Origin of the sequence: Microcella alkalica, from assembly GCF_014595885.1 — a bacterium.
Lineage (GTDB): Bacteria > Actinomycetota > Actinomycetes > Actinomycetales > Microbacteriaceae > Microcella > Microcella alkaliphila_B.
In genome coordinates this window covers 315,237-339,673 of sequence record NZ_JABUKC010000002.1, presented here as the reverse complement: position 1 = coordinate 339,673, position 24,437 = coordinate 315,237, and the positions used below count along the sequence as shown (strand labels likewise).

Annotated in this window: 22 protein-coding genes, 1 tRNA gene and 1 other RNA gene; 10 read left to right on the top strand and 14 right to left on the bottom strand. The window is 73.0% G+C overall.

Annotated elements, in window-relative coordinates:
• Positions 1–23 precede the first annotated feature (23 nt).
• Positions 24–770, top strand: a complete 747-nt coding sequence (gene ppgK / locus ID804_RS06095; protein ID WP_169078097.1) for a polyphosphate--glucose phosphotransferase — start codon at positions 24–26, stop codon at positions 768–770.
• 11 nt (positions 771–781) lie between these two features.
• Here the strand turns inward: ppgK and ID804_RS06090 are convergent, their stop codons facing one another.
• A complete protein-coding gene (locus ID804_RS06090; protein ID WP_169078095.1) occupies positions 782–1,885 on the bottom strand; it encodes a fatty acid desaturase family protein in 1,104 nt (367 codons plus the stop codon).
• A 191-nt stretch (positions 1,886–2,076) separates the two neighbouring features.
• Here ID804_RS06090 and ID804_RS06085 point away from each other — a divergent pair, with 191 nt between their 5' ends.
• Positions 2,077–2,811 (top strand): VIT1/CCC1 transporter family protein, encoded by a 735-nt coding sequence (locus ID804_RS06085; protein WP_169078093.1) that lies wholly within the window; start codon positions 2,077–2,079, stop codon positions 2,809–2,811.
• 41 nt (positions 2,812–2,852) lie between these two features.
• Here ID804_RS06085 and rnpB read toward each other — a convergent pair.
• The 6 genes from rnpB to ID804_RS06055 all read right to left on the bottom strand — a co-directional run bounded on the left by rnpB (position 2,853) and on the right by ID804_RS06055 (position 9,081).
• An RNA gene (gene rnpB, locus ID804_RS06080) (RNase P RNA component class A) lies at positions 2,853–3,236 on the bottom strand.
• Between the two features lie 23 nt (positions 3,237–3,259).
• Positions 3,260–3,682, bottom strand: a complete 423-nt coding sequence (locus ID804_RS06075; RefSeq protein WP_169078091.1) for a reverse transcriptase-like protein — start codon at positions 3,680–3,682, stop codon at positions 3,260–3,262.
• The gene (locus ID804_RS06070) at positions 3,679–4,419 is read right to left on the bottom strand and encodes a zinc ribbon domain-containing protein (RefSeq protein ID WP_169078089.1); all 741 of its coding nucleotides are present in this window, start codon (positions 4,417–4,419) and stop codon (positions 3,679–3,681) included. Before ID804_RS06070 ends, ID804_RS06075 begins: the two co-directional genes overlap by 4 nt.
• Complete coding sequence (locus ID804_RS06065) at positions 4,419–5,276, bottom strand: Nif3-like dinuclear metal center hexameric protein (RefSeq protein WP_169078087.1); 858 nt, start codon at positions 5,274–5,276, stop codon at positions 4,419–4,421. Before ID804_RS06065 ends, ID804_RS06070 begins: the two co-directional genes overlap by 1 nt.
• A 9-nt stretch (positions 5,277–5,285) precedes the next feature.
• Positions 5,286–8,042, bottom strand: coding sequence for a cytosine permease (locus ID804_RS06060; RefSeq protein WP_169078085.1), 2,757 nt, complete (start codon positions 8,040–8,042; stop codon positions 5,286–5,288).
• A 148-nt stretch (positions 8,043–8,190) separates the two neighbouring features.
• On the bottom strand, positions 8,191–9,081 hold the full coding sequence (locus ID804_RS06055) for a DMT family transporter (protein ID WP_169078084.1): 891 nt from the start codon (positions 9,079–9,081) through the stop codon (positions 8,191–8,193).
• Positions 9,082–9,184: 103 nt separating this feature from the next.
• On the opposite strand from ID804_RS06055, the gene ID804_RS06050 reads away from it, so the two are divergent.
• Positions 9,185–9,556, top strand: a complete 372-nt coding sequence (locus ID804_RS06050) for a hypothetical protein (protein ID WP_169078083.1) — start codon at positions 9,185–9,187, stop codon at positions 9,554–9,556.
• 7 nt (positions 9,557–9,563) lie between these two features.
• Here the strand turns inward: ID804_RS06050 and ID804_RS06045 are convergent, their stop codons facing one another.
• From ID804_RS06045 to ID804_RS06035, 3 genes are all read right to left on the bottom strand, one after another.
• Positions 9,564–10,457, bottom strand: coding sequence for a zinc-ribbon domain-containing protein (locus ID804_RS06045; RefSeq protein WP_169078082.1), 894 nt, complete (start codon positions 10,455–10,457; stop codon positions 9,564–9,566).
• Positions 10,458–10,558: 101 nt separating this feature from the next.
• Positions 10,559–10,631 (bottom strand) — tRNA-Val (locus tag ID804_RS06040).
• An 11-nt stretch (positions 10,632–10,642) separates the two neighbouring features.
• Entirely contained in the window at positions 10,643–11,140 is a 498-nt protein-coding gene (locus tag ID804_RS06035) for a redoxin domain-containing protein (RefSeq protein ID WP_169078081.1), read from the bottom strand.
• A gap of 135 nt (positions 11,141–11,275) precedes the next feature.
• Between ID804_RS06035 and aceE the strand changes: the two genes are divergently transcribed.
• The 6 genes from aceE (at position 11,276) to ID804_RS06005 (ending at position 18,942) form a co-directional block, all read left to right on the top strand.
• A complete protein-coding gene (aceE, locus tag ID804_RS06030; protein WP_169078080.1) occupies positions 11,276–14,002 on the top strand; it encodes a pyruvate dehydrogenase (acetyl-transferring), homodimeric type in 2,727 nt (908 codons plus the stop codon).
• Between the two features lie 77 nt (positions 14,003–14,079).
• Positions 14,080–15,249, top strand: a complete 1,170-nt coding sequence (locus ID804_RS06025; protein WP_169078738.1) for a PucR family transcriptional regulator — start codon at positions 14,080–14,082, stop codon at positions 15,247–15,249.
• Between the two features lie 115 nt (positions 15,250–15,364).
• On the top strand, positions 15,365–16,279 hold the full coding sequence (locus tag ID804_RS06020) for an ACP S-malonyltransferase (protein ID WP_169078079.1): 915 nt from the start codon (positions 15,365–15,367) through the stop codon (positions 16,277–16,279).
• On the top strand, positions 16,276–17,280 hold the full coding sequence (locus tag ID804_RS06015) for a beta-ketoacyl-ACP synthase III (protein WP_169078078.1): 1,005 nt from the start codon (positions 16,276–16,278) through the stop codon (positions 17,278–17,280). Before ID804_RS06020 ends, ID804_RS06015 begins: the two co-directional genes overlap by 4 nt.
• 92 nt (positions 17,281–17,372) lie before the next feature.
• A complete protein-coding gene (locus ID804_RS06010) occupies positions 17,373–17,621 on the top strand; it encodes an acyl carrier protein (protein WP_169078077.1) in 249 nt (82 codons plus the stop codon).
• 88 nt (positions 17,622–17,709) lie between these two features.
• Positions 17,710–18,942: a beta-ketoacyl-[acyl-carrier-protein] synthase family protein gene (locus tag ID804_RS06005; protein ID WP_169078075.1), complete on the top strand. Its 1,233-nt coding sequence runs from the start codon at positions 17,710–17,712 to the stop codon at positions 18,940–18,942.
• A 264-nt stretch (positions 18,943–19,206) separates the two neighbouring features.
• Here ID804_RS06005 and ID804_RS06000 read toward each other — a convergent pair whose 3' ends face one another.
• The gene (locus ID804_RS06000; protein WP_317451193.1) at positions 19,207–19,710 is read right to left on the bottom strand and encodes a DUF3145 domain-containing protein; all 504 of its coding nucleotides are present in this window, start codon (positions 19,708–19,710) and stop codon (positions 19,207–19,209) included.
• A 182-nt stretch (positions 19,711–19,892) separates the two neighbouring features.
• Here ID804_RS06000 and ID804_RS05995 point away from each other — a divergent pair, with 182 nt between their 5' ends.
• A complete protein-coding gene (locus ID804_RS05995; RefSeq protein ID WP_188219172.1) occupies positions 19,893–20,480 on the top strand; it encodes a PadR family transcriptional regulator in 588 nt (195 codons plus the stop codon).
• Between the two features lie 6 nt (positions 20,481–20,486).
• On the opposite strand, the gene ID804_RS05990 is transcribed toward ID804_RS05995, so the two are convergent.
• From ID804_RS05990 to exaC, 3 genes are all read right to left on the bottom strand, one after another.
• The gene (locus ID804_RS05990; protein ID WP_169078734.1) at positions 20,487–22,166 is read right to left on the bottom strand and encodes a bifunctional 3'-5' exonuclease/DNA polymerase; all 1,680 of its coding nucleotides are present in this window, start codon (positions 22,164–22,166) and stop codon (positions 20,487–20,489) included.
• 94 nt (positions 22,167–22,260) lie between these two features.
• Positions 22,261–22,668 carry a DUF779 domain-containing protein gene (locus ID804_RS05985; RefSeq protein ID WP_169078073.1) on the bottom strand — a complete coding sequence of 136 codons (408 nt, stop codon included), beginning with the start codon at positions 22,666–22,668 and terminating at the stop codon, positions 22,261–22,263.
• A gap of 142 nt (positions 22,669–22,810) precedes the next feature.
• A complete protein-coding gene (gene exaC / locus ID804_RS05980) occupies positions 22,811–24,334 on the bottom strand; it encodes an acetaldehyde dehydrogenase ExaC (RefSeq protein WP_169078071.1) in 1,524 nt (507 codons plus the stop codon).
• Between the last annotated feature and the right edge of the window lie 103 nt (positions 24,335–24,437).

Here is a 24,437-nt window from a genome sequence, read left to right as displayed (position 1 = left end):
CCCGCCCCGGAAGGACGCAGCGCATGACCCTCGCAGTCGGCATCGACATCGGCGGCACCGGCATCAAGGGGGCGCTCGTCGACCTCGGCACGGGCGCGCTCGTGAGCGAGCGCGTGAAGCGACCGACCCCGCCCGGCGGCGCACCGGACGCGATCGTCGCGCAGACGGTCGAGATCCTGGCCGAGCTGGATGCTCCCGCCGAGGCACCCGTCGGGGTCTGCTTCCCCGCGATCGTGCTGGAGGGCCGCACAATGTCGGCCGCCAACGTCAGCGAGCAGTGGATCGGACTCGAGGCGGAGCAGCTGTTCGAGGCCGAGCTGGGGCGCAGCATCCACTTCGTCAACGACGCGGACGCGGCGGGCGTCGCGGAGGCCCGCTACGGCGCCGCAGCCGGCCAGCCGGGGCTCACCATCCTGACCACCCTCGGCACCGGCATCGGCAGCGCCTTCCTGTTCGACGGCACGCTGATCCCGAACACCGAGCTCGGGCACCTCGTGCTCGACGGCGACGACGTCGAGCACTGGGCGTCGAACGGCGTGCGCGAGCGGCAGGAGCTCACGTTCGAGGCGTGGGCGCAGCGCCTGCAGCGCTTCTACGCCCACGTGGAGTTCCTGTTCTCACCCCAGCTGCTCGTCGTCGGCGGCGGCGTGTCGAAGCACCACGAGCAGTTCCTACCGCTGCTGCGGCTGCGCACCCCGATCGTGCCGGCGACGCTGCGCAACAACGCCGGCATCATGGGCGCGGCCGCGCTCGCGCACCGCCCCCTCTGACGGGCGCCGCGCTAGGCGCGACGGAAGCGGTTCACCATCGGGCAGTCGAAGGGATCGCGAGCCTGCAGACCCACCTCGTTGAGGTGGCGGACCACGATGCGGTACGACTCGCCGATGCCCGCCTCGGTGTAGGGGATGCCGAGCTGGCGCGCGTAGTCGCGCGTGATCTCGCGAGCACGCGACAGCGCCGGGCGCGGCATGTTGGGGAATAGGTGGTGCTCGACCTGGTGGTTGAGGCCGCCGAACAGCGCCGTCGACCACCATCCGCCCTTGATGTTGCGCGAGGTGATGATCTGCCGGCTGAGGAAGTCGAGCTTGGAGTCGTGGGGCAGGATGGGCATGCCCTTGTGGTTCGGCGCGAACGAGGCGCCCATGTAGACGCCGAACACGGCCAGCTGCACGCCGAGGAAGGCGAAGGCCATGCCGAGCGGGAGCGCCCAGAAGATCACCGCGACGTAGAGGCTCAGTCGCAGCCCGATGAGCGTGAGCTCGAGCGCGCGGCCCTCGATGCGGCCCTTCTCGAACAGGCTCGCGATCGAGCGCACGTGCAGGTTGAGGCCCTCGAGCGTCAGCAGCGGGAAGAAGAGCCAGCCCTGCCGCCGCGTGATGGCCGCGATCGGTCCGCGCGTGGCGGCGGCGTCGGCCGCCGTGAACCGGATCGTGTCGATCTCGATGTCGGGGTCGGCGCCGACCTGGTTCGGCTTGGAGTGGTGGCGCGAGTGCTTGTGCATCCACCAGTGGTAGCTGATGCCGACAACGCCCGCCGCGAGCCACCGGCCGGCGCGGTCGTTGGCCTTGCCGGATTCGAAGATCTGGCGGTGCGAGGCCTCGTGGGTGACGAACGCGATCTGCGTGAGGATGATGCCGAGCGCGGCCGCGATGAGCAGCTGGTACCACGTGTCGCCGAGCAGCACGAAGCCGGTGACCGCACCGCCCAGGGCGACGACGAGGGCCGCGAAGACGGCGAGGTAGAAGCCGCGCCGACGGCGCAGCAGGCCGGCGTCGCGCACGGTGCGCATGAGCGCCGAGTACGAGCTCGTCGGGTGCGGCTGCCCGGGGTCGCGAGGCTGGGTGGCGCGAACGGCGCCGATCGAGGGTGCGGTGAGGGAGGTCATGGGGGCCTTCCGGTCGGATCGCCGACTTCCCAGCCGCCACGGTCATCCGGGCGAACCCGGTGGATGCCTGCAACGCTACGTGGCCGCCCATGCGAAGACCGGCATACGTGTCACGGGGTTGACGCGCCGCGACGGTGTGCATAGCCTCCCCTTCCTTGAAGCGCCCGTCGAGCGGTGGTTGACTGCCGCGCATGACGGATCCGCTCCCCGCCACTCCTGCCGCGCACGACGCCGAGCCGCACGACCGCGGAGCGTTCAGCGACGGCCTCAACAAGCTCCGCGCGGGCGTGCTCGGCGCCAACGACGGCATCGTCTCGGTCGCCGCCGTCGTGGTCGGCGTGGCGGGCGCGACGAGCGAGCTGGCCCCGATCCTCACCGCGGGAGCCGCGGCCGTCGTCGGTGGTGCGTTCTCGATGGCCCTCGGCGAGTACGTCTCCGTCGCGAGCGCTCGCGACAGCCAGACCGCGCTCATCGAGAAGGAGAAGCGCGAGCTCGCCGAGATGCCCGAGGAGGAGCTCGCCGAGCTCGCCGCGATCTACGAGTCGAAGGGCCTGTCGCGCGAGACGGCGCAGCGCGTCGCCGAGGAGCTCACCGCCCACGACGCGCTCGCGGCCCACCTCTCGGCCGAGCTGCACATCGACGAGACCGAGGTGCTCAAGCCCTGGCAGGCGGCCTGGGCGTCGTTCCTGGCCTTCCTGCTGGGGGCGGTGCTGCCCATGCTGGCGATCGCGCTCCCGCCGGCCGAGCTGCGCATCCCCGTCGCGTTCGCCGCCACCCTCATCGCGCTTGGCGTCACGGGCGCGCTCGGCGCGCGACTGGGCGGCAGCCCGGCGCTGCGGCCGACGCTGCGCGTGCTCGTCGGCGGCGCGCTCGCCCTCGGGGTGACCTTCGCGATCGGCTCGCTGCTCGGCACGACGATCGCCTGACGACGACGCCGGTCGACGCCCCCGGGCGCGCATCAGCGAGGCAAGCGGGCCGGCCGATACGCCGGGTTCTGTTCCAGGGATCACTCCCCTTCGACGGCCATCTCTCTCGGCGAGCCGTTGCCGACACGCTCCAGCGGTCTACCCGACACCTCAGCGAGCAGCCTCATCGGTGTCTGTCTGACCTTGCTCCGGGCGAGGTTTACCCAGCGAGCCCGATCACTCGGGCCCCTGGTGGTCTCTTACACCACCGTTTCACCCTTACCGCAGGCTTGCGCCCGCGGCGGTCTGCTCTCTGTTGCACTTTCTCGCGGATTGCTCCGGGTGGGTGTTACCCACCGCCCTGCTCTGCGGAGCCCGGACGTTCCTCGGCGGAGCCGTTCCCCCTCGCGGGGGCGTGTCTCCGACGCGACCGTCTGGCCGACCCACTTGCCCTGTCAGGCTAGCGCGCTCAGCGCGAGAAGGATGCTCGGGCGTCCATGGCGTCGTTGGCGCACTTGTCGGCGCGCGAGTTCTGCAGTCGCGGCACCCACTCGAAGCGCACGGGGGTACCGGTGAGCGCCTGACGGGCTTCGGCGGCGAGCTCGGCCATGGCGGGGTGCTTGATCTTCCAGCGGCCCATCATCTGCTCGACGACGAGCTTGGAATCCATGCGGATCGTCAGCTGAGCATCCGGATCGATCTCGAGGGCGCGGCGCACGCCCGCGAGCATCCCCGAGTACTCGGCCACGTTGTTGGTCGCCGTCCCCACCCAGACGCCCACCTCGGCGAGCACCTCGCCGCTGGAGGGGTCGATCACGACAGCACCCCCGGCGGCGGGGCCGGGGTTGCCGCGCGAGCCGCCGTCCGCCTCGACAAGCAGCTCGCGGGTCACAGCCCCGACTCCGCCGTGCGGACGAGGATCGCGTTCGAGTCGGGGCACAGGATGACCTCGTCGGGCGCGGCGCGCCGCACCATCTCCAGGTCGGAGCCGGTGAGCGTTACGCCGCTCGCGCTCGAGACGCGCGCCCGCAGGTGCGAGGCGCCCGTGCCGTAGCGCTCGCGCTGCTTCTCGTACAAAGCGACCAGGTCGGCCGGCAGCTCGGCGGCGAGGGCGTCGCGCTCGGCCTGCACGCTCGCGCGCTCCGCCTCGATCGCCTGAACGGCCTCCTGCAGCTCGCGCTCGGCAACCTCGCGACGCGCCGTGTGCGCCTGCAGCGTGTCGCTCGCGCCATTCGCGGCGGTCTCGAGCAGCTCGATGCGCTCCATGAGGGTCAGCTCGACCTCCTCGAGCTCGCTCAGGCGGGCCCGCAGCGAGCCGAGCTCGTGCTCGAGCCCCTGGATGTCCTTCACCGACGAGCTCTGCTGCAGGCGCTCGGTGTCGCGCGCGATGCGCTTCTCGACCAGGTCGACGTCGGACTCGACGCGGCCGAGCTCGCGCCGGGCATCCTCGAGGTGCCCGCTCGTCTCGACGACGGCGGCCTTGATGCGCTCCGCGTCCTCCTGCAGGGCCGTCACGGCGGCGCGCTCCGGCAGCGTGCGCGCGCGGTGGGCGAGCTGCTGCAGGGCGGTGTCGAGCCGCTGCAGGTCGAGCAGGCGGGCCTGCGTCTCGGGGGCGGCGGTGAGGGCCATCAGGGGTGCTCCTTCCGCGCCATGGTGGCCGGCGCGTCGTTCACGATCAGCAGGGTCCAGGGGTCGGTGCGTCGCTCGCTCACGACGACCTCGACGTCGGGCAGGGCGGCGCGCAGCTCGTCGGCCGCGGTCGCGAGCCACAGCGACTCGCTCGCCCAGTGCGAGACGTCGACGAGCGCCGGCCCACCGGCGACGAGCGAAGTCTCGATCGCCTCGCTCGCGGGGTGGTGGCGCAGGTCGGCGGTGACGTAGACATCGGCGGCGCGCACGGCGGGGTGCGCGAGCAGCGAGTCGCCCGCTCCCCCGCAGACGGCGACGGTGCGCACCGGTCGGGCGGGATCCCCCGCGACCCGCACGCCCCCGACCGTCGGCGGCAGGATGCTCGCGACGCGCCGCGCGAACGCCTCGAGCGACTCGGCCTCGGCGAGCGAGCCCACGCGGCCGAGGCCGCGCTCGGGGCGCCCCGGCGCCGGCTCGATCGGGCGCGAGCCCTCGAGCCCGAGCAGCTCGGCGAGTCGCGCGCTCGTGCCGGTCTCGACGACGTCGGCGTTGGTGTGGGCGGCCACGAGCGCGCAGCCGCCGCGGATGAGCCGCGCGAGCAGGGCGCCCTTCGCGGTCGACTCGGCGACGGTTGTCACGCCGCGCATGAGCAGCGGGTGGTGCACGAGCAGCAGCTGCGCTCGGCGCTCGACCGCCTCGTCGACGGTGTCGGCGACGGCGTCGACCGCGAGCAGGATGCGCTCGAGCGGCGCGGCAGGATCGCCGGCGAGGAGACCCGGAGCATCCCACGCCTCGGCGCCGTCGAGCGGCCAGAGCCGCTCGGCCGCGGCGAGGGCGTCAGCGACGGTGCGGGGCATGCTCCCAGTCTAGGAGTCGAGCACCGCGCGCGATTCGGCCTCCTGCAGGCGACGCACGGCGGGGATGCCGGCCACGATCGGCGTGAGCAGCCCGATGAGCAGCGCGGCGGCGACGCCCGCGTCGCTCTCGGCCACCGGCCCCGTCGCCCCCGTGAGCCGCCACAGGTAGCCCTGCCCGTCGAGCAGGGCGAGGCTCGCGCTCGTGAAGCCCCAGCCGATGACGCTCGCCACGACGAGCATGACGGTGTTGACCCAGCGCACCGGCGGGTAGACCCCGCCCGACTGCAGCAGCGACGGCGAGTGCACGCGACGGGTGCGGATCATGGTCTCCGCGCCGAAGATGCCCGCCCAGGCGGCGACCGGCACGGCGAGCGTGGTCAGCACGTCGCGCAGCAGCACCTCGAGCGAGGGGGCGCCCGCCACGAGCGGCGCCGCGATCGCCCCGGTCACGACGACGCCGATGACGACGCTCATGGGGCGCGAGGTGCGGATGCCCGTCGCGAGCAGCGCGAACCCTCCCGAGTAGAGCGCGAGGGCCGCGGCTGCCAGCAGGCTCACGGCGACCGCGAGCACGAGCGGCAGGGCGAGCGCGACCGGGAGCAGGCCCGCGAGCGCGGCGATCGGGTCGGTCGCGAGCGCGGCCCCGAGCTCCGGGTCGGAGCTCGCGAGCGCGGCACCCCACGCGACGAGGGCGAAGGCCGGCAGGGTCGCGCCGAACGAGGCGAAGAGCACCGCCCCCGCGCCGATCGTGCCCTTCGCCTGGTAGCGGGCGAGGTCGCCGGCGGAGTTCGCCCAGGCGAGCCCGACGAGGCTGAACACGAGCACGGCGCCCGTGACCACGAGCGACCAGTCGCCGTCCGGGATGGCGAGCGCGGCATCCATGTCGAGAGCGGGTGCCGTCACGACGAGCACGAGCACGACGAGGATGCCCGCCAGCACGCTCGCGACGGCGGCGACGATCGCGATCATGCCGAAGCCGAAACCCGCGATCGCGGCGGCGACGACGAGGCCGGCGGTCGCGATGCCGCCGGAGAGCGCGAGCGGGTCGACCGCCTGGGCGATGCCGGCCGCGCGGAGGCCCGCCGTGACGCTCGCGCCGAGCATCCCGAGCAGGGCCGCCGCCCACAGCAGGCGCGTGACGACCGCGAGGGTCGCCGGCAGCAGGTTGCCGACGATGCCGAACGTGGCGCGGGAGACGACCATCGTCGGCTGGCCGCTCCACTTGCCGGCGAGCGTGCCCAGGCCGAGCGGGAGGAACGAGACCGCCACGCCGACGAGTGCCGACAGGATCGCCTGCCGAAGGCTCATGCCGAGGCCGATCAGAACGCCGCCGAGGCCGACGCTCACAACGCTCGCAGTGACCGCGAACCACAGCCAGAACAGCCGGATCGAGCGGCCCGCGCGCAGCGCGACGGGGGTCGGCTCGAGCGCGGAGGCCTCCACGCGGAGCGCCGGCGGGTTCGTGCGCTCGCCCGAGTCGACGACGGGGACCGCCTGCGAGCCGGTCGCGACAGGGGCCGAGCTCGACGGGACGATCGGGGTCGGGGCGATCGGGCCCGGGGCGATCGGGCCCGGGGCGATCGCCTGTGGCAGGGACGCCGGGCTCGCGCTCGAGCTGGCCGCGGCGGGGCCGGGGTCGCGCAGCAGCTCGTCGAAACCGAGCGCTGCGGCCGCGACCGCCGCCGGGTTCGTCAGGATGGGGCCCGTCGGCGCACCGAGAGGAGCGGCGGGCATCGGGCGGGGCGTGTCGGCGATGGGCTGCTCGGCGGAGGCCGGTGACGCGTCGTCGAGGAAGAGGCGCTCGAGCGCTGCGGCTCCGGTGTGGGGCTCGGGTTCAATGAGGGGCGGTGGCTCCGAGCCGGCGAGCGTGGCCGTCGCGGGCTCCTCCGTGGGCTCGGGCTCCTCCGTGGGCTCGGGCTCCTGCGTGGGCTCCGGCTGCGAATCGGCCGCCGCACCGGGTGCGTCGTCGGTGACGGGTGGCGGCACGACCGCCGAGGGCACGAGCCCGAAGGGCGGAGGAGACGCGGCGAGAGCCTGCGCGAGCGCGTCGGCGCCGGTGCCGGGGTCGCTGCCGCTGTCGGCATCGGGCGGGAGGGACGCGTCGTCGGCCACGATCTCGGGCTCCGCCGGCTCGATCGGGGGCACGGCCTCGGCGGGAGCATCCGCGACGATCGGCGGCAGCACGAGCGGCAGACCGTCGCCGGTCTCGTCGGCCGGTGCTGGCCCGGAGGCTCCGGGATACCGGGCCCACGGGTCGTCGGCGGCGGCCGCGGGAGGCACGATATCGATGACGCCCGTGAAGCCGCTGCGCACCGACTCGACGAGGTCGTCGGCGTGCGGCACGCCGCTCTCGCGCACCGCCTGCTCCCACAGGCTCAGTCGCTGCGCCTCCTGCGCGCGCAGCGTCAGCTGCTGCTCGAAGAGCTCGATGAGCTCGGCGGTGCTGCCGGGCGGCGCCTTCGCGGGGTCGAGCACGGCGGCGAGCTCGTCGTCGGAGAGCGAGGCGCGCTCGGGCGGCGGGGGCACCCCCGGGATGCCGAGCTGCTCGGCGACCGACTGCGCCGAGGGGATGCCCGGGGCCGGGGCGTCGACGCCGTCGGGCTCCGCAGCGGGCGGGGCGCTGTCGACCTGCCACACGACCTGCGGCGCGGGCTGCTCGACCGCCTGCGGGGCGGGCGGCGGGGCGAGCGGCGGCGCGACCGGCGAAGTCTCAGCGACCGGAGCCGACGTCGGCGCGCTGACCGGCGCCGGCGACGGACTCGGCATCGGAGCGGGCTCCCCCGTCAGCGATCCCGGTTCGTAGCGCGCGCCGACCGGGGGCGGGGTGTAGGTCGAACGACGCGGCCCCGGCGGGAGGACCGTTTCGCCGTCGTCGGGTTCGAGGGGATCGACCATGAGCCGAATGATAGGGGCGCTAGTGCGCGGCGGCGGGGCGACGGGCCGTCGACACGACGGAGACGCCGGCGAGGATGAGCGCGAGCCCGATCCAGCCGAGCGCGTCGAGGCGCTCGCCCACGATCGCGACGGCGAGCAGGGTCGCGACGACCGGCTCGAGGAGGGTGATGACCGTCACCGTCGAGCTGCGGATCAGGCGCAGCCCCCAGCCAAACAGCACGTAGGCCAGGAACATCGGGCCGAGGGCGAGATAGCCGACGATCGCGAGGTTCGTCGAGCGTTCGAGCAGCGCCGCCCCCGTCGCCGCGAGCACGATCGCGAGCGGCACGGCGCCGAGCCCGAAGACCGCCCCCATCGTCGCGCGGCTGGAGACACCGAGCCCGATCACGCGACCGGAGGCGAAGGTGTAGAGCGCGTAGGCGGCGCCCGCGAGCAGCCCGAGCGCGACGCCGAGGCCGAGGCTCGCGGGCGCGGTCTTGCTCCCGTCGCCGTGCCCACCGACGACGAGCAGCGCCACGCCGACGATGGCGGCGCTCGCGCCGAGCATCCACTGCCGCGACAGCGGTCGACGATCGACGACGAGCTCCAGCAGCGCCGCGAAGAGCGGCCCCGAGCCGAGGGCGGCGACGTTGCCGATCGCGACGCCCGCGAGATCCATGCCGGAGTAGAAGGCGAGCGGGTAGACCACGACGCCGACCGCGCCGATCAGCAGCCAGCGGCGGGCGTCGGCCCGCCGGATGGCGGCCAGCGCGCCGCCCGCGCTCACCGCGAAGAGCAGCGCGCCGCCGATGGCCATCGTGGCCGCGCCGATCGCGATCGGGCTGACGGACTCGGAGACGAAGCTCGCCGCCGTGCCCGTCGTGCCCCACAGCAGGCTCGCGACGACGAGCGCGAGCAGGGCCGAGCGCACGGGATGACTCCTCTAGGGTGGGGATCGCCGCAGGCGCGGCTGGCCCGATCGTAGCCACCGCCCGCGGCAGCGCCCGCATCGACGACGACTCGAGGAGCCCCGCGTGACCGAGAACGAGCTCATCGCGCACTGGAACACCGCCAGGAAGCACATCATCGCCTCGCAGCTGGCCCCGACCTTCCTGCTGGCGGTGACGGTGTGGATGCTCGTCGACGGCCTGGCCGAGACCGAGCTGCCCGTGCGCCTCGCGGCGGCCGGCATCCTGCTCGCCTCGGGCATCCTCGGCGCGCTCGCGCAGTACGCCGCCGCGACGGAGGGCCGCGCCGTCATCGAGGCCCTGCGCGCGCTGCCGTCGTCGAGCACCCTCGCTCGCCGCATCGTCGGCATGGGTCGCGGCGTCGAGATCGTGCGCTTCGTCACGCCGACGATCTTCGTGCTCGTCTTCGTCGCGCTGCTCTGGGCGCTCTTCCTCTGACGGCCGCTCAGGCGCGCCGGTAGGCGGCGACGAAGAGCTCGCCGCGGGCGTCGCCGATGCGCTCGACGAGCGCGTCGATCGCGCGCTGCGACATGCCGGGCACCACGAGGTCGTACGGCCCGAGCGCTCGCAAGGGCTTCACGCGCAGCCGCACGACCTCCCAGCCGACCTCGCGCAGCAGCTGGTCCTTGCGCCGATCCGTCGCCTCGCGACGGCCGACGTGCTCGTCGGCGTTGCGGCCGATCGTGTCGAGCTCGACTGCGACGGCGAACTCGGGGATGACGATGTCGGGCCAGACCTCGAGCCGCTCGAAGAACGGCCGCCGTACGCGCACCGCGTTGGGGGTGAGGTCCACCGCGAGTCGCGCCTCGATCGCGGCGCGCACCGCAGCTTCGGTCGCGCTCGTCGCGCGCGGGGCGATCGCGCTGCGGAAGGCGCGCCCGGGTGCGACGTCGGCGCTCGGCACGACGGGGATCGCCGCGGCCGCGGCGGGCACGTGGCGCGGCGGGCGCGAGCGCGTCGCCCCTGCCGCTCGGCCCGCGGCGCCGTCCGGACGCGGCGCCGGGCGCGGCCACTTCGAGCCGGGCCCCGGCAGGGCCCCGGGCGCCGCGCAGACGGGGCACCACGAGCGGCCGCCCCGGCGCGCGCCCGGTCGTGCGCGCTGCTCGGCGGGGGTCGCGACGAACTCGTGCCCGATCGGGCAGACCCACACGAGCCAGACCTCCGCCGCGGGCGGCACCTGCGAGAGCACGAGATCGCGATTGCGCTCGGGGCGGAACTGCTCGACCAGGGCGGCGAACGGCGCCCAGGCGTCGCGGTAGCGGCCGATCTCGTAGGGCACGTCGCGGCCCGTCGACCACTGCCGACGCGACCACCACTGCTCGACGCTCTCGGGCACCACGGAACCTCCCCGGGCGCGGGTGCGCCCGCGGGCGAGGCTACGACAGCCCCCCAACACGGGAGCTCGTGACGGCTCGCCCGTGGCGGCGTCGCGTGATGCGGTGGGCCCTGAGGGACTCGAACCCCCGGCATCCTCGGTGTAAACGAGGCGCTCTACCAGCTGAGCTAAGAGCCCGCGGGGCCAGACTAGCCGCGGTCGGGCGCGGCGGTGTCGAGGGCGTCGGCATCGAGCGCGTCGAGCGCCGCATCGTGGGCGGCGGCGTCGCGCGGACGCTCGTCGGTGCCGCGCACGACCGCGCGCACGACGCCGGTCGCGTCGACGAGCACCGACACGCGATCTGCCCAGCCGCGGTCAGGAAGCAGGACGCCGTACGCGCTCGCGACGGCGCCGTGGGGCCAGAAGTCCGACAGCAGGGGCAGCGCGAGCCCGTGAGCGTCGCCGAACGCGCGAAGAGTCGCCATCGAGTCGACCGAGACGGCGACGACGCTCACGCCGCCCGCCGCGAAGCGGGCGACGTCGTCGTCGAGCGCCCGCAGCTCGTCGGTGCAGACCGGCGTGAAGGCGAGCGGGAAGAAGGCGACGAGCACGCCCCGCCCGCCCCGGGCATCCGGGCCCTCGATCGTGCGCCCGTGCGCATCGCGCAGGGCGAAGCGGGGGGCGCGCGCGCCGACCTCAATAACCATGCTCCGAGGCTAGCCGGGCCTCGGAGGCGACGCGGGTGCGCGGGTCTAGAGTGGGAGGGTTCGCCTGTTCGCGCGCCGAGACCCGGCCCGCGACGCCGACGCTCCCCCCTAACGACCACCAGGAAGAGGTTCAGGGTGACGGTCAACGACCAGGATCCGTACTCGGTGCACACGATGGATGCGGATCCCGAGGAAACCGCCGAATGGAACGAGTCGCTCGACGCCCTCGTGCAGCAGCACGGACCGCAGCGCGGGCGCGAGATCATGCTCAGCCTGCTCAAGCGCAGCAAGGAGCTGCACCTGGGCGTGCCCATGGTGCCGACGACGGACTACCTCAACACCATCGCACCCGAGAACGAGCCCGAGTTCCCCGGCGATGAGGAGCTGGAGCGCCGCTACCGCGCCTGGATCCGCTGGAACGCCGCCATCACGGTGCACCGCGCCCAGCGCCCCGGCATCGCCGTCGGCGGCCACATCTCGACCTACGCCTCGAGCGCCGCGCTCTACGAGGTCGGCCACAACCACTTCTTCCGCGGGGCGGACCACCCCAACGGCGGCGACTCGATCTTCTACCAGGGCCACGCCTCGCCCGGCATGTACGCGCGCGCCTTCCTCGAGGGCCGGCTGAGCCCCGAGCAGCTCGACGGGTTCCGGCAGGAGAAGTCGCACCCGACGGGCGGCCTCTCGAGCTACCCGCACCCCCGGCTCATGCCCGACTTCTGGCAGTACCCGACCGTGTCGATGGGTCTCGGGCCGATCAACGCGATCTACCAGGCGCAGCTCAACAAGTACGTCACCCACCGCGGCATCGTCGACGGCGACGACTCGCAGGTCTGGGCGTTCCTCGGCGACGGCGAGATGGATGAGGTCGAGAGCCGCGGAGCCCTCCAGCTCGCCGCGAACGACGGCCTCGACAACCTCAACTTCGTCATCAACTGCAACCTGCAGCGTCTCGACGGCCCCGTGCGCGGCAACGGCAAGATCATCCAGGAGCTGGAGAGCTTCTTCCGCGGCGCCGGCTGGAACGTCATCAAGGTCATCTGGGGTCGCGAGTGGGATGCCCTGCTCGCGCAGGACCACGAGGGCGCGCTGCGCGACCTCATGAACGTGACACCCGACGGCGACTACCAGACCTACAAGGCCGAGTCGGGCGCGTTCATCCGCGAGCACTTCTTCGGTCGCGACCCGCGCACCGCGGCGATGGTCGAGAACTACACCGACGACCAGATCTGGAAGCTCAAGCGCGGCGGCCACGACTACCGCAAGGTCTACGCCGCCTTCAAGGCCGCGCAGGAGCACAAGGGCCAGCCCACCGTCATCCTCGCGAAGACGGTCAAGGGCTACGGTCTCGGCCCGAGCTTCGAGGGCCGCAACGCGACCCACCAGATGAAGAAGCTCACGCTCGACAACCTCAAGCAGTTCCGCGACGAGATGCGCATCCCGATCACGGATGCTCAGCTCGAGGCCGACCCGTACCGCCCGCCGTACTACCACCCGGGCGCCGACGACCCGGCGATCCAGTACATGCACGAGCGTCGCCGCGCCCTCGGCGGGTATCTGCCCGAGCGCCGGTCGAAGTACGTCGACGTCGCGCTGCCGCCCGCCTCGGCCTACGAGATCGTGAAGAAGGGCTCCGGCAAGCAGGAGGTCGCCACGACCATGGCGTTCGCGCGCCTGCTGAAGGATCTGCTGCGCGACAAGGAGTTCGGCAGCCGCATCGTGCCGATCATCCCCGACGAGGCCCGCACCTTCGGCATGGACGCGTATTTCCCGACCTCGAAGATCTACAACCCGAACGGGCAGCACTACACCTCCGTCGACCGCGAGCTGCTGCTGGCGTACAAGGAGAGCCCGCAGGGCCAGATCATCCACACGGGCATCAACGAGGCGGGCGCGTTCGCCGCGTTCACCGCGGTGGGCACGAGCTACGCCACGCACGGGCAGCCGCTCATCCCCGTCTACGTCTTCTACTCGATGTTCGGCTTCCAGCGCACGGGTGACGCGATGTGGGCCGCGGGCGACCAGATGGCGCGCGGCTTCATCATCGGCGCCACCGCCGGTCGCACCACGCTCACCGGTGAGGGCCTGCAGCACGCCGACGGCCACTCGCCGCTGCTCGCCTCGACGAACCCGGCGGTCATCACGTACGACCCGGCCTACGGCTACGAGATCGGCCACATCGTGCGCGCGGGCCTGGACCGCATGTACGGCGGCAGCCACCCGGACCCCAACGTCATGTACTACCTGACGGTCTACAACGAGCCGATCGTGCAGCCGGCCGAGCCCGAAGGCCTCGACGTCGACGGCCTGCTCAAGGGCATCTACCTGCTCAAGCGCGGCGAGCACCAGGGCACGAAGGCGCAGATCCTCGCCTCGGGCGTCGCCGTGCCGTGGGCGATCGAGGCGCAGCAGCTGCTCGCGAACGACTGGGGCGTGTCGGCCGACATCTGGAGCGTCACCTCGTGGAGCGAGCTGCGCCGCGACGGTCTCGCGGCGGAGGAGCACAACTTCCTCCACCCGGGCGAGGCGCCCCGCACGGCCTACGTGACCGAGAAGCTGCGCGGCGCGGAGGGCCCGTTCATCGCGGTGAGCGACTTCATGCACGCCGTGCCCGACCAGATCCGGCCGTTCGTGCCCGGCGACTTCGCGACCCTCGGAGCCGACGGCTTCGGGTTCAGCGACACGCGCCCGGCCGCTCGCCGCTTCTTCCACATCGACGGCCCGTCGATCGTCGTGCGCACGCTGCAGCAGCTCGCGCGACGCGGCCAGGTCGACCCGTCGGTGGTCGCGCGAGCGATCGAGCACTACCGTCTGCATGACGTCACCGCGGGAACGACCGGCTCCGCCGGCGGCGAGGCGTAGACGCAGCAGCACCGAACCGGGGCCCCGCATCGTGCGGGGCCCCGTTCCGAGTCGAGGAGGGACGAGCCATGGCGTCGATGACGAAGGCCCAGACCCTGCAGTATCTGCGCAACATCTCGGGCGAGCTCGCCACGGCGACGCTCAAGCGGCTCGACGACACCCTGCCCTGGTACCGCGAGATGCCGCCGAGCCGGCGCTCCGCGGTCGGGCTGGTGGCGCAGGCGGGCATCAGCTCGCTCATCAGCTGGTACGACGACCCCACCTCCCAGCCGTGGATCGCCGCCGACGTGTTCGGCGCCGCCCCGCGCGAGCTGCTGCGCTCGGTGAGCCTGCAGCAGACCCTGCAGCTCATCCGCGTCGTGGTCGAGGTCGTCGAGGAGCGCGTCACGAGCGGCGACCAGAGCCTGCGGGAGGCGATCCTGCTGTACAGCCGCGAGATCGCCTTCGCCGCCGCCGACGTCTACGCGCGCGCCGCCGAGGCACGCGGCCTGTGGGATGCCCGGCTCGAGGCCCTCGTCGTCGACTCGATCCTCAGCGGCGAGTACGACAACGAGCTGCCCAGCCGCATCGCGGCGCTCGGCTGGAACGGTCACGGCGAGGTGTGCGTGCTCGTGGGCACGACGCCGCGCATCGTCGACGTCGACCAGATCCGCCGCACCGCGCGCCACGTCGACGCCGATGTGCTCATCGGCGTGCAGGGCAACCGCCTCGTCGTCGTCATCGGTCGCGCGCTGCCGAAGGCCGACGAGCCGCCTCAGGCGCCGGCCAGCTTCCCGCAGATCGCGCAGTCGCTCGAGCCGTTCTTCGGCACCGGCCATCTCGTGCTCGGCCCCGAGGTGCCCGACGTCGTCGACGCCGGCAAGAGCGCGAAGGCCGCCCTCGCGGGCTTCGCGGTGGCCCGCTCGTGGCGCAACGCCCCGCGACCGACCCTGGCCGACGACCTGCTGCCCGAGCGCGCGCTCGCCGGTGACCCGATCGCCCGCGCGACGCTCATCAACCGCATCTACAAGCCGCTCAAGGCGCACAACACCGAGCTGCTGACGACCCTCTGGGCCTACCTCGACAACGGCCGCAGCCTCGAGGCGACCGCTCGCGAGCTCTACGTGCACCCCAACACCGTGCGCTACCGCCTCAAGCGCATCAGCGAGGTCATCGGGTGGGACGCCACCGGCGCCCGCGAGGCGATCATCCTGCAGTGCGCGCTCATCGTGGGCTCGATCGCCGAGCCCGAGGGGCAGCGACGCTGACGAGGAATGCCGTGCCGGGCATCCGTCGCCCTGTACCTTCCTGACAAGGTCCCGACGAGTTCTTGGCCCTCGTCCACCACCTCCCCCTCCCTCGCCCCTTTGGAAGGATGAAGGCATGATCGTCGTCGTCGCCCCCGGCCAGGGGTCGCAGACCCCGGGCTTCCTCGAGCCGTGGCTCGCCGATCCCGCGCACCGCGCGCGCGTCGAGGCGCTCGGCGAGGCCGCCGGCATCGATCTCGTCGCGCACGGCACCGTGTCGGACGCCGACACCATCCGCGACACCGCGATCGCGCAGCCGCTCATCGTCGCCGCGTCGCTCGTGAGCGCCGCCGCGCTGCTCGAGGGCCGCCGCGAGAAGGTCGGCGCGGTCGCCGGGCACTCCGTCGGCGAGTTCGCCGCCGCCGCGATCGCGGGCGTGCTCGACGAGGCCGACGCGCTGCGCCTCGTGCGCGAGCGAGGCCTCGCGATGGCCGACGCCGCTGCCGCCGTGCCCACGGGCATGAGCGCCGTGCTCGGCGGCGACGCGGATGCCCTGCGCGAGCGCCTCGTCGAGCTCGGCCTCGAGGCCGCCAACGTCAACGGCGGCGGCCAGACCGTCGTCGCCGGCGAGCTGCGCAACCTCGACGCGCTGGCGTCGGACCCGCTGCCGGGCACGCGGGTGATCCCGCTGCAGGTCGCCGGCGCGTTCCACACGAGCTACATGGGCTCGGCGGTCGAACGCGTGCGCGCCGCCGCCGCGAGCGTCCCCGCCGCCGACCCGAGCATCCGTCTCTACACGAACCGCGACGGCTCGGTCGTGACCTCCGGAGCGGGGTTCGTCGACCTGCTGGTCGGGCAGATCTCCTCGCCCGTGCGCTGGGACCTCTGCATGGAGTCGATGTCGGCCGACGGCGTCACGGGCGTCATCGAGCTCCTCCCCGCCGGGGCGCTCGTGGGCCTCGCCAAGCGCGGCCTCAAGGGCGTGCCGACCGTCGGCATCAAGACCCCCGACGACCTCCCCGCCGCGATCGAGATGCTGGAGACCGCATGAGCGAGCAGCCCGTCCTGAAGCAGTCGGTCGGCGTGCCGTTCACGCGCATCTGGTCGGTGGGCGCCGCTCGCGGCGACGTCACCGTGCCGAACGACGACATCGTCGGGCCGATCGACTCCTCCGACGAGTGGATCCGCCAGCGCACCGGGGTCATCACCCGCATGCGCGCCTCCGCTGCCGTGACCGCCGTCGACCTCGCCGAGGCCGCCGCGAAGGAGGCGATCGAGCGCGCCGGCATCGAGCCGAGCCGCATCGGCGCCGTCATCGTCTCGACGATCTCGAACCCCGTGCAGACGCCCTCGCTCGCGGCGTTGCTCGCCGAGCGCGTCGGCGCGAACCCGGCCGCGGCCTACGACGTGTCGGCCGCGTGCGCCGGGTACACCTACGGCATCGCGCAGGCCGACGCCCTCGTGCGCGCCGGAGCGGCCGAGTTCGTGCTCGTCGTCGGCGCCGAGAAGCTCAGCGACTTCGCCAAGCCCACCGACCGCACCATCTCGTTCCTGCTCGGCGACGGCGCCGGCGCCGCGATCGTCGGCCCCGCCGACGCCCCCGGCATCGGCGCGAGCGTGTGGGGCTCCGACGGCTCCAAGTGGGAGACGATCGGCATGGACCACACGATCGCGGAGGGCGTCGCGGCCGGCGAGTTCCCGACGCTGCGCCAGGAGGGCCAGACGGTCTTCCGCTGGGCCGTGTGGGAGATGGCGAAGGTCGCCCAGCGCGCGCTCGAGGCCGCGGGCGTCACCGCCGACCAGCTCGCGGCGTTCATCCCGCACCAGGCCAACATGCGCATCATCGACGAGTTCGCCAAGCAGCTGAAGCTGCCCGAGAGCGTCGTCATCGCGCGCGACATCGCCACGACGGGCAACACCTCGGCGGCGTCGATCCCGCTCGCGACGCATCGACTGCTGCAGGAGCATCCGGAGCTCTCGGGCGGCCTCGCCCTGCAGATCGGCTTCGGCGCCGGCCTCGTCTTCGGCGCCCAGGTGGTGCGGCTGCCCTAGCCCGCCACGACCACCCCGGCCACCGCGCCCCGCGCGCACCCCCGCCCTAGGATGGGGGACGGTCATTCGACACCCCCTGAGGAGACAACACCATGGCACACACCACCGAAGAGGTTCTCGCGGGCCTCGCCGAGCTCATCAACGACGAGACCGGCATCGCGACCGACTCGGTCGCGCTCGACAAGTCGTTCACGGACGACCTCGACATCGACTCGATCTCGATGATGACGATCGTCGTCAACGCGGAGGAGAAGTTCGACGTGAAGATCCCCGACGAGGAGGTCAAGAACCTCAAGACCGTCGGCGACGCCGTCACCTTCATCGTCAACGCCCAGGGCTAGACCTTGACGCGGATGCCGGGGCCGGCTCCCACGGGAACGGCCCCGGCGACCGCACCGCACTCCACCACCCCTGACTGAAGCGGACGTCATGACCACGATCGTCGTCACCGGAATCGGTGCCACCTCCCCCCTCGGCGGCACGGCTCGCGAGAGCTGGGAGGCGCTGCTCGCCGGCGAATCCGGCGCCCGCGCGCTCGAGCAGCCCTGGGTCGCCGAGCACGACCTGCCCGTCACCTTCGCCGCGCAGGCGAAGGTGCGCCCCGAGGAGGTGCTCGAGCGGCAGGAGGTCAAGCGCCTCGACCCCTCGGCCCAGTTCGCCCTCATCGCCGCGCGCGAGGCCTGGGCCGACGCCGGCGCCCCCGACATCGCTCCCGAGCGGATCCTCGTCGACTACGCCACCGGCATCGGCGGGCTCTGGACCCTCCTCGACGCATGGGACGTGCTGAAGGAGAAGGGCCCCCGCCGGGTGCTGCCCATGACGATCCCGATGCTCATGCCGAACGCGGCCGCGGCCGCCATCAGCATGGGGCTCGGCGCTCGTGCCGGCGCCCGCACCGTCGTCTCCGCCTGCGCCTCCGGCACCGAGGCGATCGCCAACGCCTACGAGCACCTGCAGCAGGGCCTCGCCGACATCGTCGTCGCCGGCGGCACCGAGGCGGTCGTGCATCCGCTGCCGATCGCCGCGTTCGCCTCGATGCAGGCGCTCTCGAAGCGCAACGACGACCCCGCCGCCGCCTCGCGCCCCTACGACATCGACCGCGACGGCTTCGTGCTCGGCGAGGGCGCTGCGGCCCTCGTGCTCGAGACGAAGGAGCACGCGCTCGCCCGCGGCGCCCGCATCTACGCCGAGCTCGCCAGCGGATCGGTGACCTCCGACTCGTACCACATCACCGCGCCCGACCCCGAGGGCTCGGGGGCCGCGCGTGCCGTCATCGCCGCGCTCGCGCAGGCCGGCGCCTCGCCCGACGAGGTGACGCACATCAACGCCCACGCGACCTCGACACCCGTCGGCGACGTCGCCGAGTACGAGGCGCTCAAGCGCGTGTTCGGCGACCGCGTCGGGTCGATCCCCGTGTCGGCGACGAAGGCCTCGACGGGCCACCTGCTCGGCGGCACCGGCGCGCTCGAGGCCGTCTTCACGGTGCTGGCCCTGCACGAGCGCACGGCTCCCCCGACGATCAACCTCGACCACCAGGACGAGCGCATCCCGCTCGACGTCGTCACCTCGCCGCGCCCGCTCGGCGACGGGCCGCAGCTCGCGATCTCGAACTCGTTCGGGTTCGGCGGGCACAACTCGGTCATCGCGTTCCGCTCGGTCTAGGCCGCGCGCACGGGGCGGGTCGTCTGCGGACGGCCCGCCCCTCGCGTTCCCGGGCCGCCGCGCCGCGCGTCAACAACTCAGGACAATCGCGTCGCCCGACCGAGGCGCCCGCGTCGACAACTCAGGACGAGCCACGTCTCGCGAGCCCCGGGGAGCGTTCACCCGGTGCCCGTGGCGCCCGTTGTCCTGAGTTGTCGACGCGATGCGGTGCTGCGATCCTGAGGGTCGGGGGTCGATCGTCCTGAGTTGTCGACGCGCGCGGCGTCAGCCGGCGCGGTGCAGCCAGACCACGCGCTGGCCCTCGCCCGCGTGCCGGAACACCTCGAGCTCGTCGTCCCAGGCCTGGCCGAGGGCGAGGCGCAGCTCGCGGTGCAGCTCAAGCGTGTTGCTGCCGGCGACCTCCATCGCGTACCGGATGCGATCCTCCGGGATCACCATGTTGCCCGCGACGTCCGTCTGGGCGTAGAAGATGCCGAGGTCGGGCGTGTGCATCCAGCGGCCGCCGTCGGTGCCGAACCCGGCCTCCTCGGTGACCTCGAAGCGCAGGTGCTCCCAGCCGCGCAGCGCGCTGGCGATCCGCGCCGCCGTGCCGCGCTCCCCCTCCCAAGTGAACTCGGTGCGCATGGCGCCTCGCAGCACCGGCTGGTCGATCCAGTCGAAGCTGACGGCGCGCTCGATGGCGCGACCTGCCGCCCACTCGATGTGTGGGCAGAGCGCGCGCGGAGCGGAGTGCACGTAGAGCACTCCGCGAGCCGTTGCTGTTGCCACTGTCTTCTCCGTTCCGTCAGATTCGACTTCCCCATCGACCTGGTGACGGTGCAGCGGCGTCTTCAGTTGTGCGGTCACCCGCTTCCCGCATTATTCCCCACAACTGTGGGGAATCACAAGCATGTCGTTCGATGTCGTCGAGCGATTTTCGAGCCGATGCATACGCCGCATAGTCTGGGCTCATGACGCTTCGTCATTCGCTGCTCTCCGTGCTCACCCTCGGCCCCGCCTACGGTTACCAGCTGCACGCCGAGGTGGTGGAGCGCACGCGACGCGACGCGCCGCTCAACGTCGGCCAGGTCTACTCGACGCTCGACCGCCTCCGCCGAGACGGCCTCGTCGAGGACGCCGGCTCGACCCCCGACAACTTGCCGCTCTACCAGCTCACCGATTCGGGCGCGATCGAGGCCCGGATGCACCTCACCGAGCCCGACCTCGCCGACTGGCACGAGATGGTCGAGCGCGTGCTGCTGGCGATGTCGCTGCCGGGCAACCACCTCGAGACCCTGCTGGCCAACTACCGGATGCTCTGGTCGCCCCGCGACGGAGCCTCCGCCGAGACCGCCGACCCCTCCGGCGGCGCGGCGCAGGCCTCGGCCGCCCACGCGCAGCGCCTGCTGCGCTCCGCGGCGCTCGCGTGGCTCGACTCGCTGCCCGTCATCGAGCCGTGGCCGCTGCGCACCGACCGCCGGCGTCGCGGGCGCCGCGCCGCCGAGCCGGCGTCGGCGCCCGAGGGCGTCGAGTCACCCTCGCACGGCTCCGCGCGCTGAGCGCCGCTACTTCGCGTCGCTGTAGCGCTCGACGACCGCGACGGTGATCGGGAAGCCCACCGGGCTGTCGCCGAAGAGCAGGCGGCCGGCGTCGGCTGCGGCGGCGCGCAGCGCGAGCTCGACGTCGCCCGCGCGCTCGCGCGGAGCGTGCACGATGAGCTCGTCGTGCAGGAAGTACGCGAGGTGAGGCTGCGAGGCCAGCGGCCCGCCCGACGGCGACCAGAGTCGGCGGCGCACGCCGGCCATCCATGACAGGGCCCACTCGGCGGCGGTGCCCTGCACCACGAAGTTGCGGGTGAAGCGGCCCCACGAGCGCGCCTCCGACCGCGCGGCCGCACGCTGCGCCTCGCTCGCGCCGTCGGAGGCGGCGACGAGCTGGCGCTCGTGCCACTCCTCGCTCGGCTGCGGCGAGGTGCGCCCGAGCCGGGTGCGCACGCGCTCGCCGCGCTCTCCCGCGCGCGCCGCATCCTCGACGAACCTGATCGCCTGCGGGAACACCCGCTGCAGTCGCGGCAGCACGCGAGCGCTCTGGCCCGTGGTGCCGCCGTACATGGCGCCGAGCATCCCCAGCTTGGCGTGCTCGCGCGAGGCGACCGCGCCGCTGTCGACGATGCCCTGGTAGAGGTCGACGCCGGCGCCGGCGCGCGCCATGGCCGCGTCGTTCGAGAGCGCGGCGAGGATGCGCGGCTCGAGCTGCGCGGCGTCGGCCACGACGAGCACCCAGCCGGGGTCGGCGCGCACGGCGCTGCGGACGAGCTTCGGCAGCTGGAGCGCCCCTCCGCCGTCGGAGCCCCAGCGGCCGGTGACGACGCCGCCCGGCACGTAGCTCGGGCGGAAGCGGCCGTCGCGCACGTTCTGCTCCAGCCAGTGCCAGCCGTTGGCGGTGAGCAGGCGGCTGAGCTTCTTGTAGCGCAGGAGGGGCTCGATCGCGGGGTGATCGAGGCGCTTGAGCTCCCACGAGCGCGAGCTCGACACGTCGAGGCCCGCGCGGCGCAGCGCGCGCACGAGCTCGGGCGGGGAGTCGAGCGGCACCGTGCCGGAGGCGGCGTCGAGCCGGTGCTCGACCTCCGTGGCGAGGGCTTGGAGGCGCTCGGGGCGCGCGCCGAGGCTCGCCGGGCGCGGGCCGAGCAGCTCGGTGAGGAGGGCGTCGTGGTGCTCGGCGCTCCACGGGAGGCCGACGTGGTGCATCTCGACCGCGGCGAGGGCGCCGGCCGACTCGGCGGCGGCGAGCAGCGCGAGGTCGCGCGGCGTCGGCAGGCCGGGGCCGCGCTCACGCGCGAGGTCGGCGCGCTGCGCGGCGGCGACGTCGACCAGGGGCGCGGGCTCGCGCTGCCCCGCGTCGCGGGCGCCATCGGCGGGGACGACGGGCGTCGCGTCGGCCGGCTCGACCTCGAACAGGGCGTCTGCCTGCGGCGCGGCGAGCGGGAGACGCGTCGGCTCGACGGCGCGCGCGAGCCGCGGGTCGGTCGGGCGGCCGTCGACCCCGGCGAGCAGCTGATCGACCAGGCGCAGGTCGTGGCAGCGCTCGACGCGCACCCCGGCGGCGAGCAGGTCGGGGTACCAGCGGGCCGTGTCGCTCCAGACCCAGCGCGGGGGCTCGGGCGCCTCGTGCTCGCGCGCGGCGATGGCCGCGGCGAGCGCCGGCGGGTCGAGCTCGGTCGTGGCGTGCTCGTCGGCGACGAGCATCCGCCCGCTCGCTGCGGAGTCGACCACGATGTGCACCGCACCAGTCTGCCCGGCCCCGCCGACGCCGCCGCGCTGGTGCGTCGACGCGCGCCGCTCAGGCGAAGGGCTGAGCGGTCTCCATGAGGCGCGAGCGGATGAGGAAGCGCACGCCCTCGGGGGCCTCGACACTGAAGCCGCTGCCGCGACCGGCGACGACATCGACCGTGAGGTGGGTGTGGCTCCAGTACGCGAACTGCTCGGCGCTCATCCAGAACTCGAGCGGCTGGCCGGTCGAGCCGGTTGGCGCGATGTCGAAGCGACCGAGCAGGACGTCCTGATCGGACGTGACGAAGTCGCCGGCCGGGAAGCACATGGGCGACGATCCGTCGCAGCAGCCGCCCGACTGGTGGAACATGAGCGGGCCGTGCTGCTGCCACAGCCGTCGCAGCAGCGCGACCGACTCGTCGGTCAGGGCGACCCTCGAGACCGACTCGCCCTCGATCGTCACAGCGGATTCCAGCATGCTCGGCACCTCCTCGTGCGTCGCGGCGCATGCCGCGGGTGGGTGAAGCGTACGACGGTCGGCCGCGACCAGGCTTCGCGGCCGACCGTCGGTCTGCGAGTGCGCGGGGCGAGGCCTCCGCCGCCGCCCCGCGCACGGCCTGCTAGAAGAAGCCCAGCTTGTTCTCGGAGTACGAGACGAGCAGGTTCTTCGTCTGCTGGTAGTGCGTCAGGGCGAGCTTGTTGTTCTCGCGCCCGATGCCCGAGCTCTTGTAGCCGCCGAACGCCGCCCCGGCCGGGTAGGCGTGGTAGTTGTTGATCCACACCCGGCCCGCCTGGATGTCGCGGCCGGCCCGGTACGCGACGTTGCCGTTGCGCGACCACACGCCCGCGCCGAGGCCGTAGAGCGTGTCGTTCGCGATCGAGATCGCGTCGTCGTAGCCGTCGAAGCTCGTCACGGCGACGACGGGCCCGAAGATCTCCTCCTGGAACAGTCGCATGCCGTTGTGCCCCTCGAAGATCGTGGGAGTCACGTAGTAGCCCTCGCTGAGGTCGCCGCCGAGGTCGTTGCGCTCGCCGCCGAGCAGCAGCTTCGCGCCCTCCTGCTTGCCGATGTCGATGTAGCTCAGGATCTTCTCCAGCTGATCGTTCGAGGCCTGCGCGCCCACCTGCGTGTCGGTGTCGAGCGGGTTGCCCTGCACGGCCTTGCGCGTGCGCTCGACCGCGTCGCCCAGGAACCGGTCGTAGATCGGCTTCTCGATGAGCGCACGGCTCGGGCAGGTGCACACCTCGCCCTGGTTGAAGGCGAAGAGCGTGAAGCCCTCCTGCGCCTTGTCGTAGAACGCGTCATCGCGGTCGGCGACGTCAGAGAAGAAGATGTTCGGGCTCTTGCCGCCGAGCTCGAGCGTCGCCGGGATGATGTTGGCGCTCGCGTACTGCAGGATCAGGCGGCCGGTCGTCGTCTCGCCCGTGAAGGCGATCTTGCGGATGCGGCTGCTGCTCGCGAGCGGCTTGCCGGCCTCGACGCCGAAGCCGTTGACGATGTTGACCACGCCGGGAGGCAGGATGTCGCCGATGAGCTCGATGAGCACCAGGATCGAGACGGGCGTCTGCTCGGCCGGCTTGAGCACGATCGCGTTGCCGGCGGCGAGGGCGGGGGCGAGCTTCCAGGCCGCCATGAGGATGGGGAAGTTCCAGGGGATGATCTGGCCCACCACGCCGAGCGGCTCGTGGTACTGGTACGACGTCATGTCGCCGTCCATCTCCTGGAAGTCGCCGTCCTGCGCGCGGATGGCGGCGGCGAAGTACCGGAAGTGGTCGGCCGCGAGGGGCAGGTCGGCGTTGAGCGGCTCGCGGATCGGCTTGCCGTTGTCCCAGGTCTCGGCGACGGCGAGCAGCTCGAGGTTCGCGTCGATCACGTCGGCGATGCGGTTGAGCACGGCGGCGCGCTCGGTCGTGCTCGTGCGGCCCCAGGCGGGAGCGGCCTTGTGCGCGGCGTCGAGCGCGGCCTCGATGTCCTCAGCGGTGCCGCGGGCGACCTCGGCGAAAGCCTTCCCGTTGACCGGCGAGATGTCCTCGAAGTACTGGCCCTTCACCGGCGCGACCCATCCACCCCCGATCCAGTGCTCGTAGCGGGACTTGAAGACGACCTTGCAGTCGGGCGAACCCGGTGCGGCGTAGACGGTCATGACTCTCCTTCGACGTCATTGTCAGGATGCTCGCGCGGGGCTGCGCGGTGCGCACACGCTAGGGCGCCGAAGGTTGCGACCGGTTGCCGACAGTTGCGCGGGC

Excerpts from the sequence above, each read along its gene's own strand:
- ppgK (WP_169078097.1), top strand. The coding sequence starts at position 24 with ATGACCCTCGCAGTCGGCATCGACATCGGCGGCACCGGCATCAAGGGG.
- ID804_RS06090 (WP_169078095.1), bottom strand. The coding sequence starts at position 1,885 with ATGACCTCCCTCACCGCACCCTCGATCGGCGCCGTTCGCGCCACCCAG.
- ID804_RS06085 (WP_169078093.1), top strand. The coding sequence starts at position 2,077 with ATGACGGATCCGCTCCCCGCCACTCCTGCCGCGCACGACGCCGAGCCG.
- ID804_RS06070 (WP_169078089.1), bottom strand. The coding sequence starts at position 4,419 with ATGGCCCTCACCGCCGCCCCCGAGACGCAGGCCCGCCTGCTCGACCTG.
- ID804_RS06065 (WP_169078087.1), bottom strand. The coding sequence starts at position 5,276 with ATGCCCCGCACCGTCGCTGACGCCCTCGCCGCGGCCGAGCGGCTCTGG.
- ID804_RS06060 (WP_169078085.1), bottom strand. The coding sequence starts at position 8,042 with ATGCCGAGTCCGTCGCCGGCGCCGGTCAGCGCGCCGACGTCGGCTCCG.
- ID804_RS06035 (WP_169078081.1), bottom strand. The coding sequence starts at position 11,140 with ATGGTTATTGAGGTCGGCGCGCGCGCCCCCCGCTTCGCCCTGCGCGAT.
- ID804_RS06025 (WP_169078738.1), top strand. The coding sequence starts at position 14,080 with ATGACGAAGGCCCAGACCCTGCAGTATCTGCGCAACATCTCGGGCGAG.
- ID804_RS06020 (WP_169078079.1), top strand. The coding sequence starts at position 15,365 with ATGATCGTCGTCGTCGCCCCCGGCCAGGGGTCGCAGACCCCGGGCTTC.
- ID804_RS06015 (WP_169078078.1), top strand. The coding sequence starts at position 16,276 with ATGAGCGAGCAGCCCGTCCTGAAGCAGTCGGTCGGCGTGCCGTTCACG.
- ID804_RS06010 (WP_169078077.1), top strand. The coding sequence starts at position 17,373 with ATGGCACACACCACCGAAGAGGTTCTCGCGGGCCTCGCCGAGCTCATC.
- ID804_RS06005 (WP_169078075.1), top strand. The coding sequence starts at position 17,710 with ATGACCACGATCGTCGTCACCGGAATCGGTGCCACCTCCCCCCTCGGC.
- ID804_RS05995 (WP_188219172.1), top strand. The coding sequence starts at position 19,893 with ATGACGCTTCGTCATTCGCTGCTCTCCGTGCTCACCCTCGGCCCCGCC.
- ID804_RS05990 (WP_169078734.1), bottom strand. The coding sequence starts at position 22,166 with ATGCTCGTCGCCGACGAGCACGCCACGACCGAGCTCGACCCGCCGGCG.
- ID804_RS05985 (WP_169078073.1), bottom strand. The coding sequence starts at position 22,668 with ATGCTGGAATCCGCTGTGACGATCGAGGGCGAGTCGGTCTCGAGGGTC.
- exaC (WP_169078071.1), bottom strand. The coding sequence starts at position 24,334 with ATGACCGTCTACGCCGCACCGGGTTCGCCCGACTGCAAGGTCGTCTTC.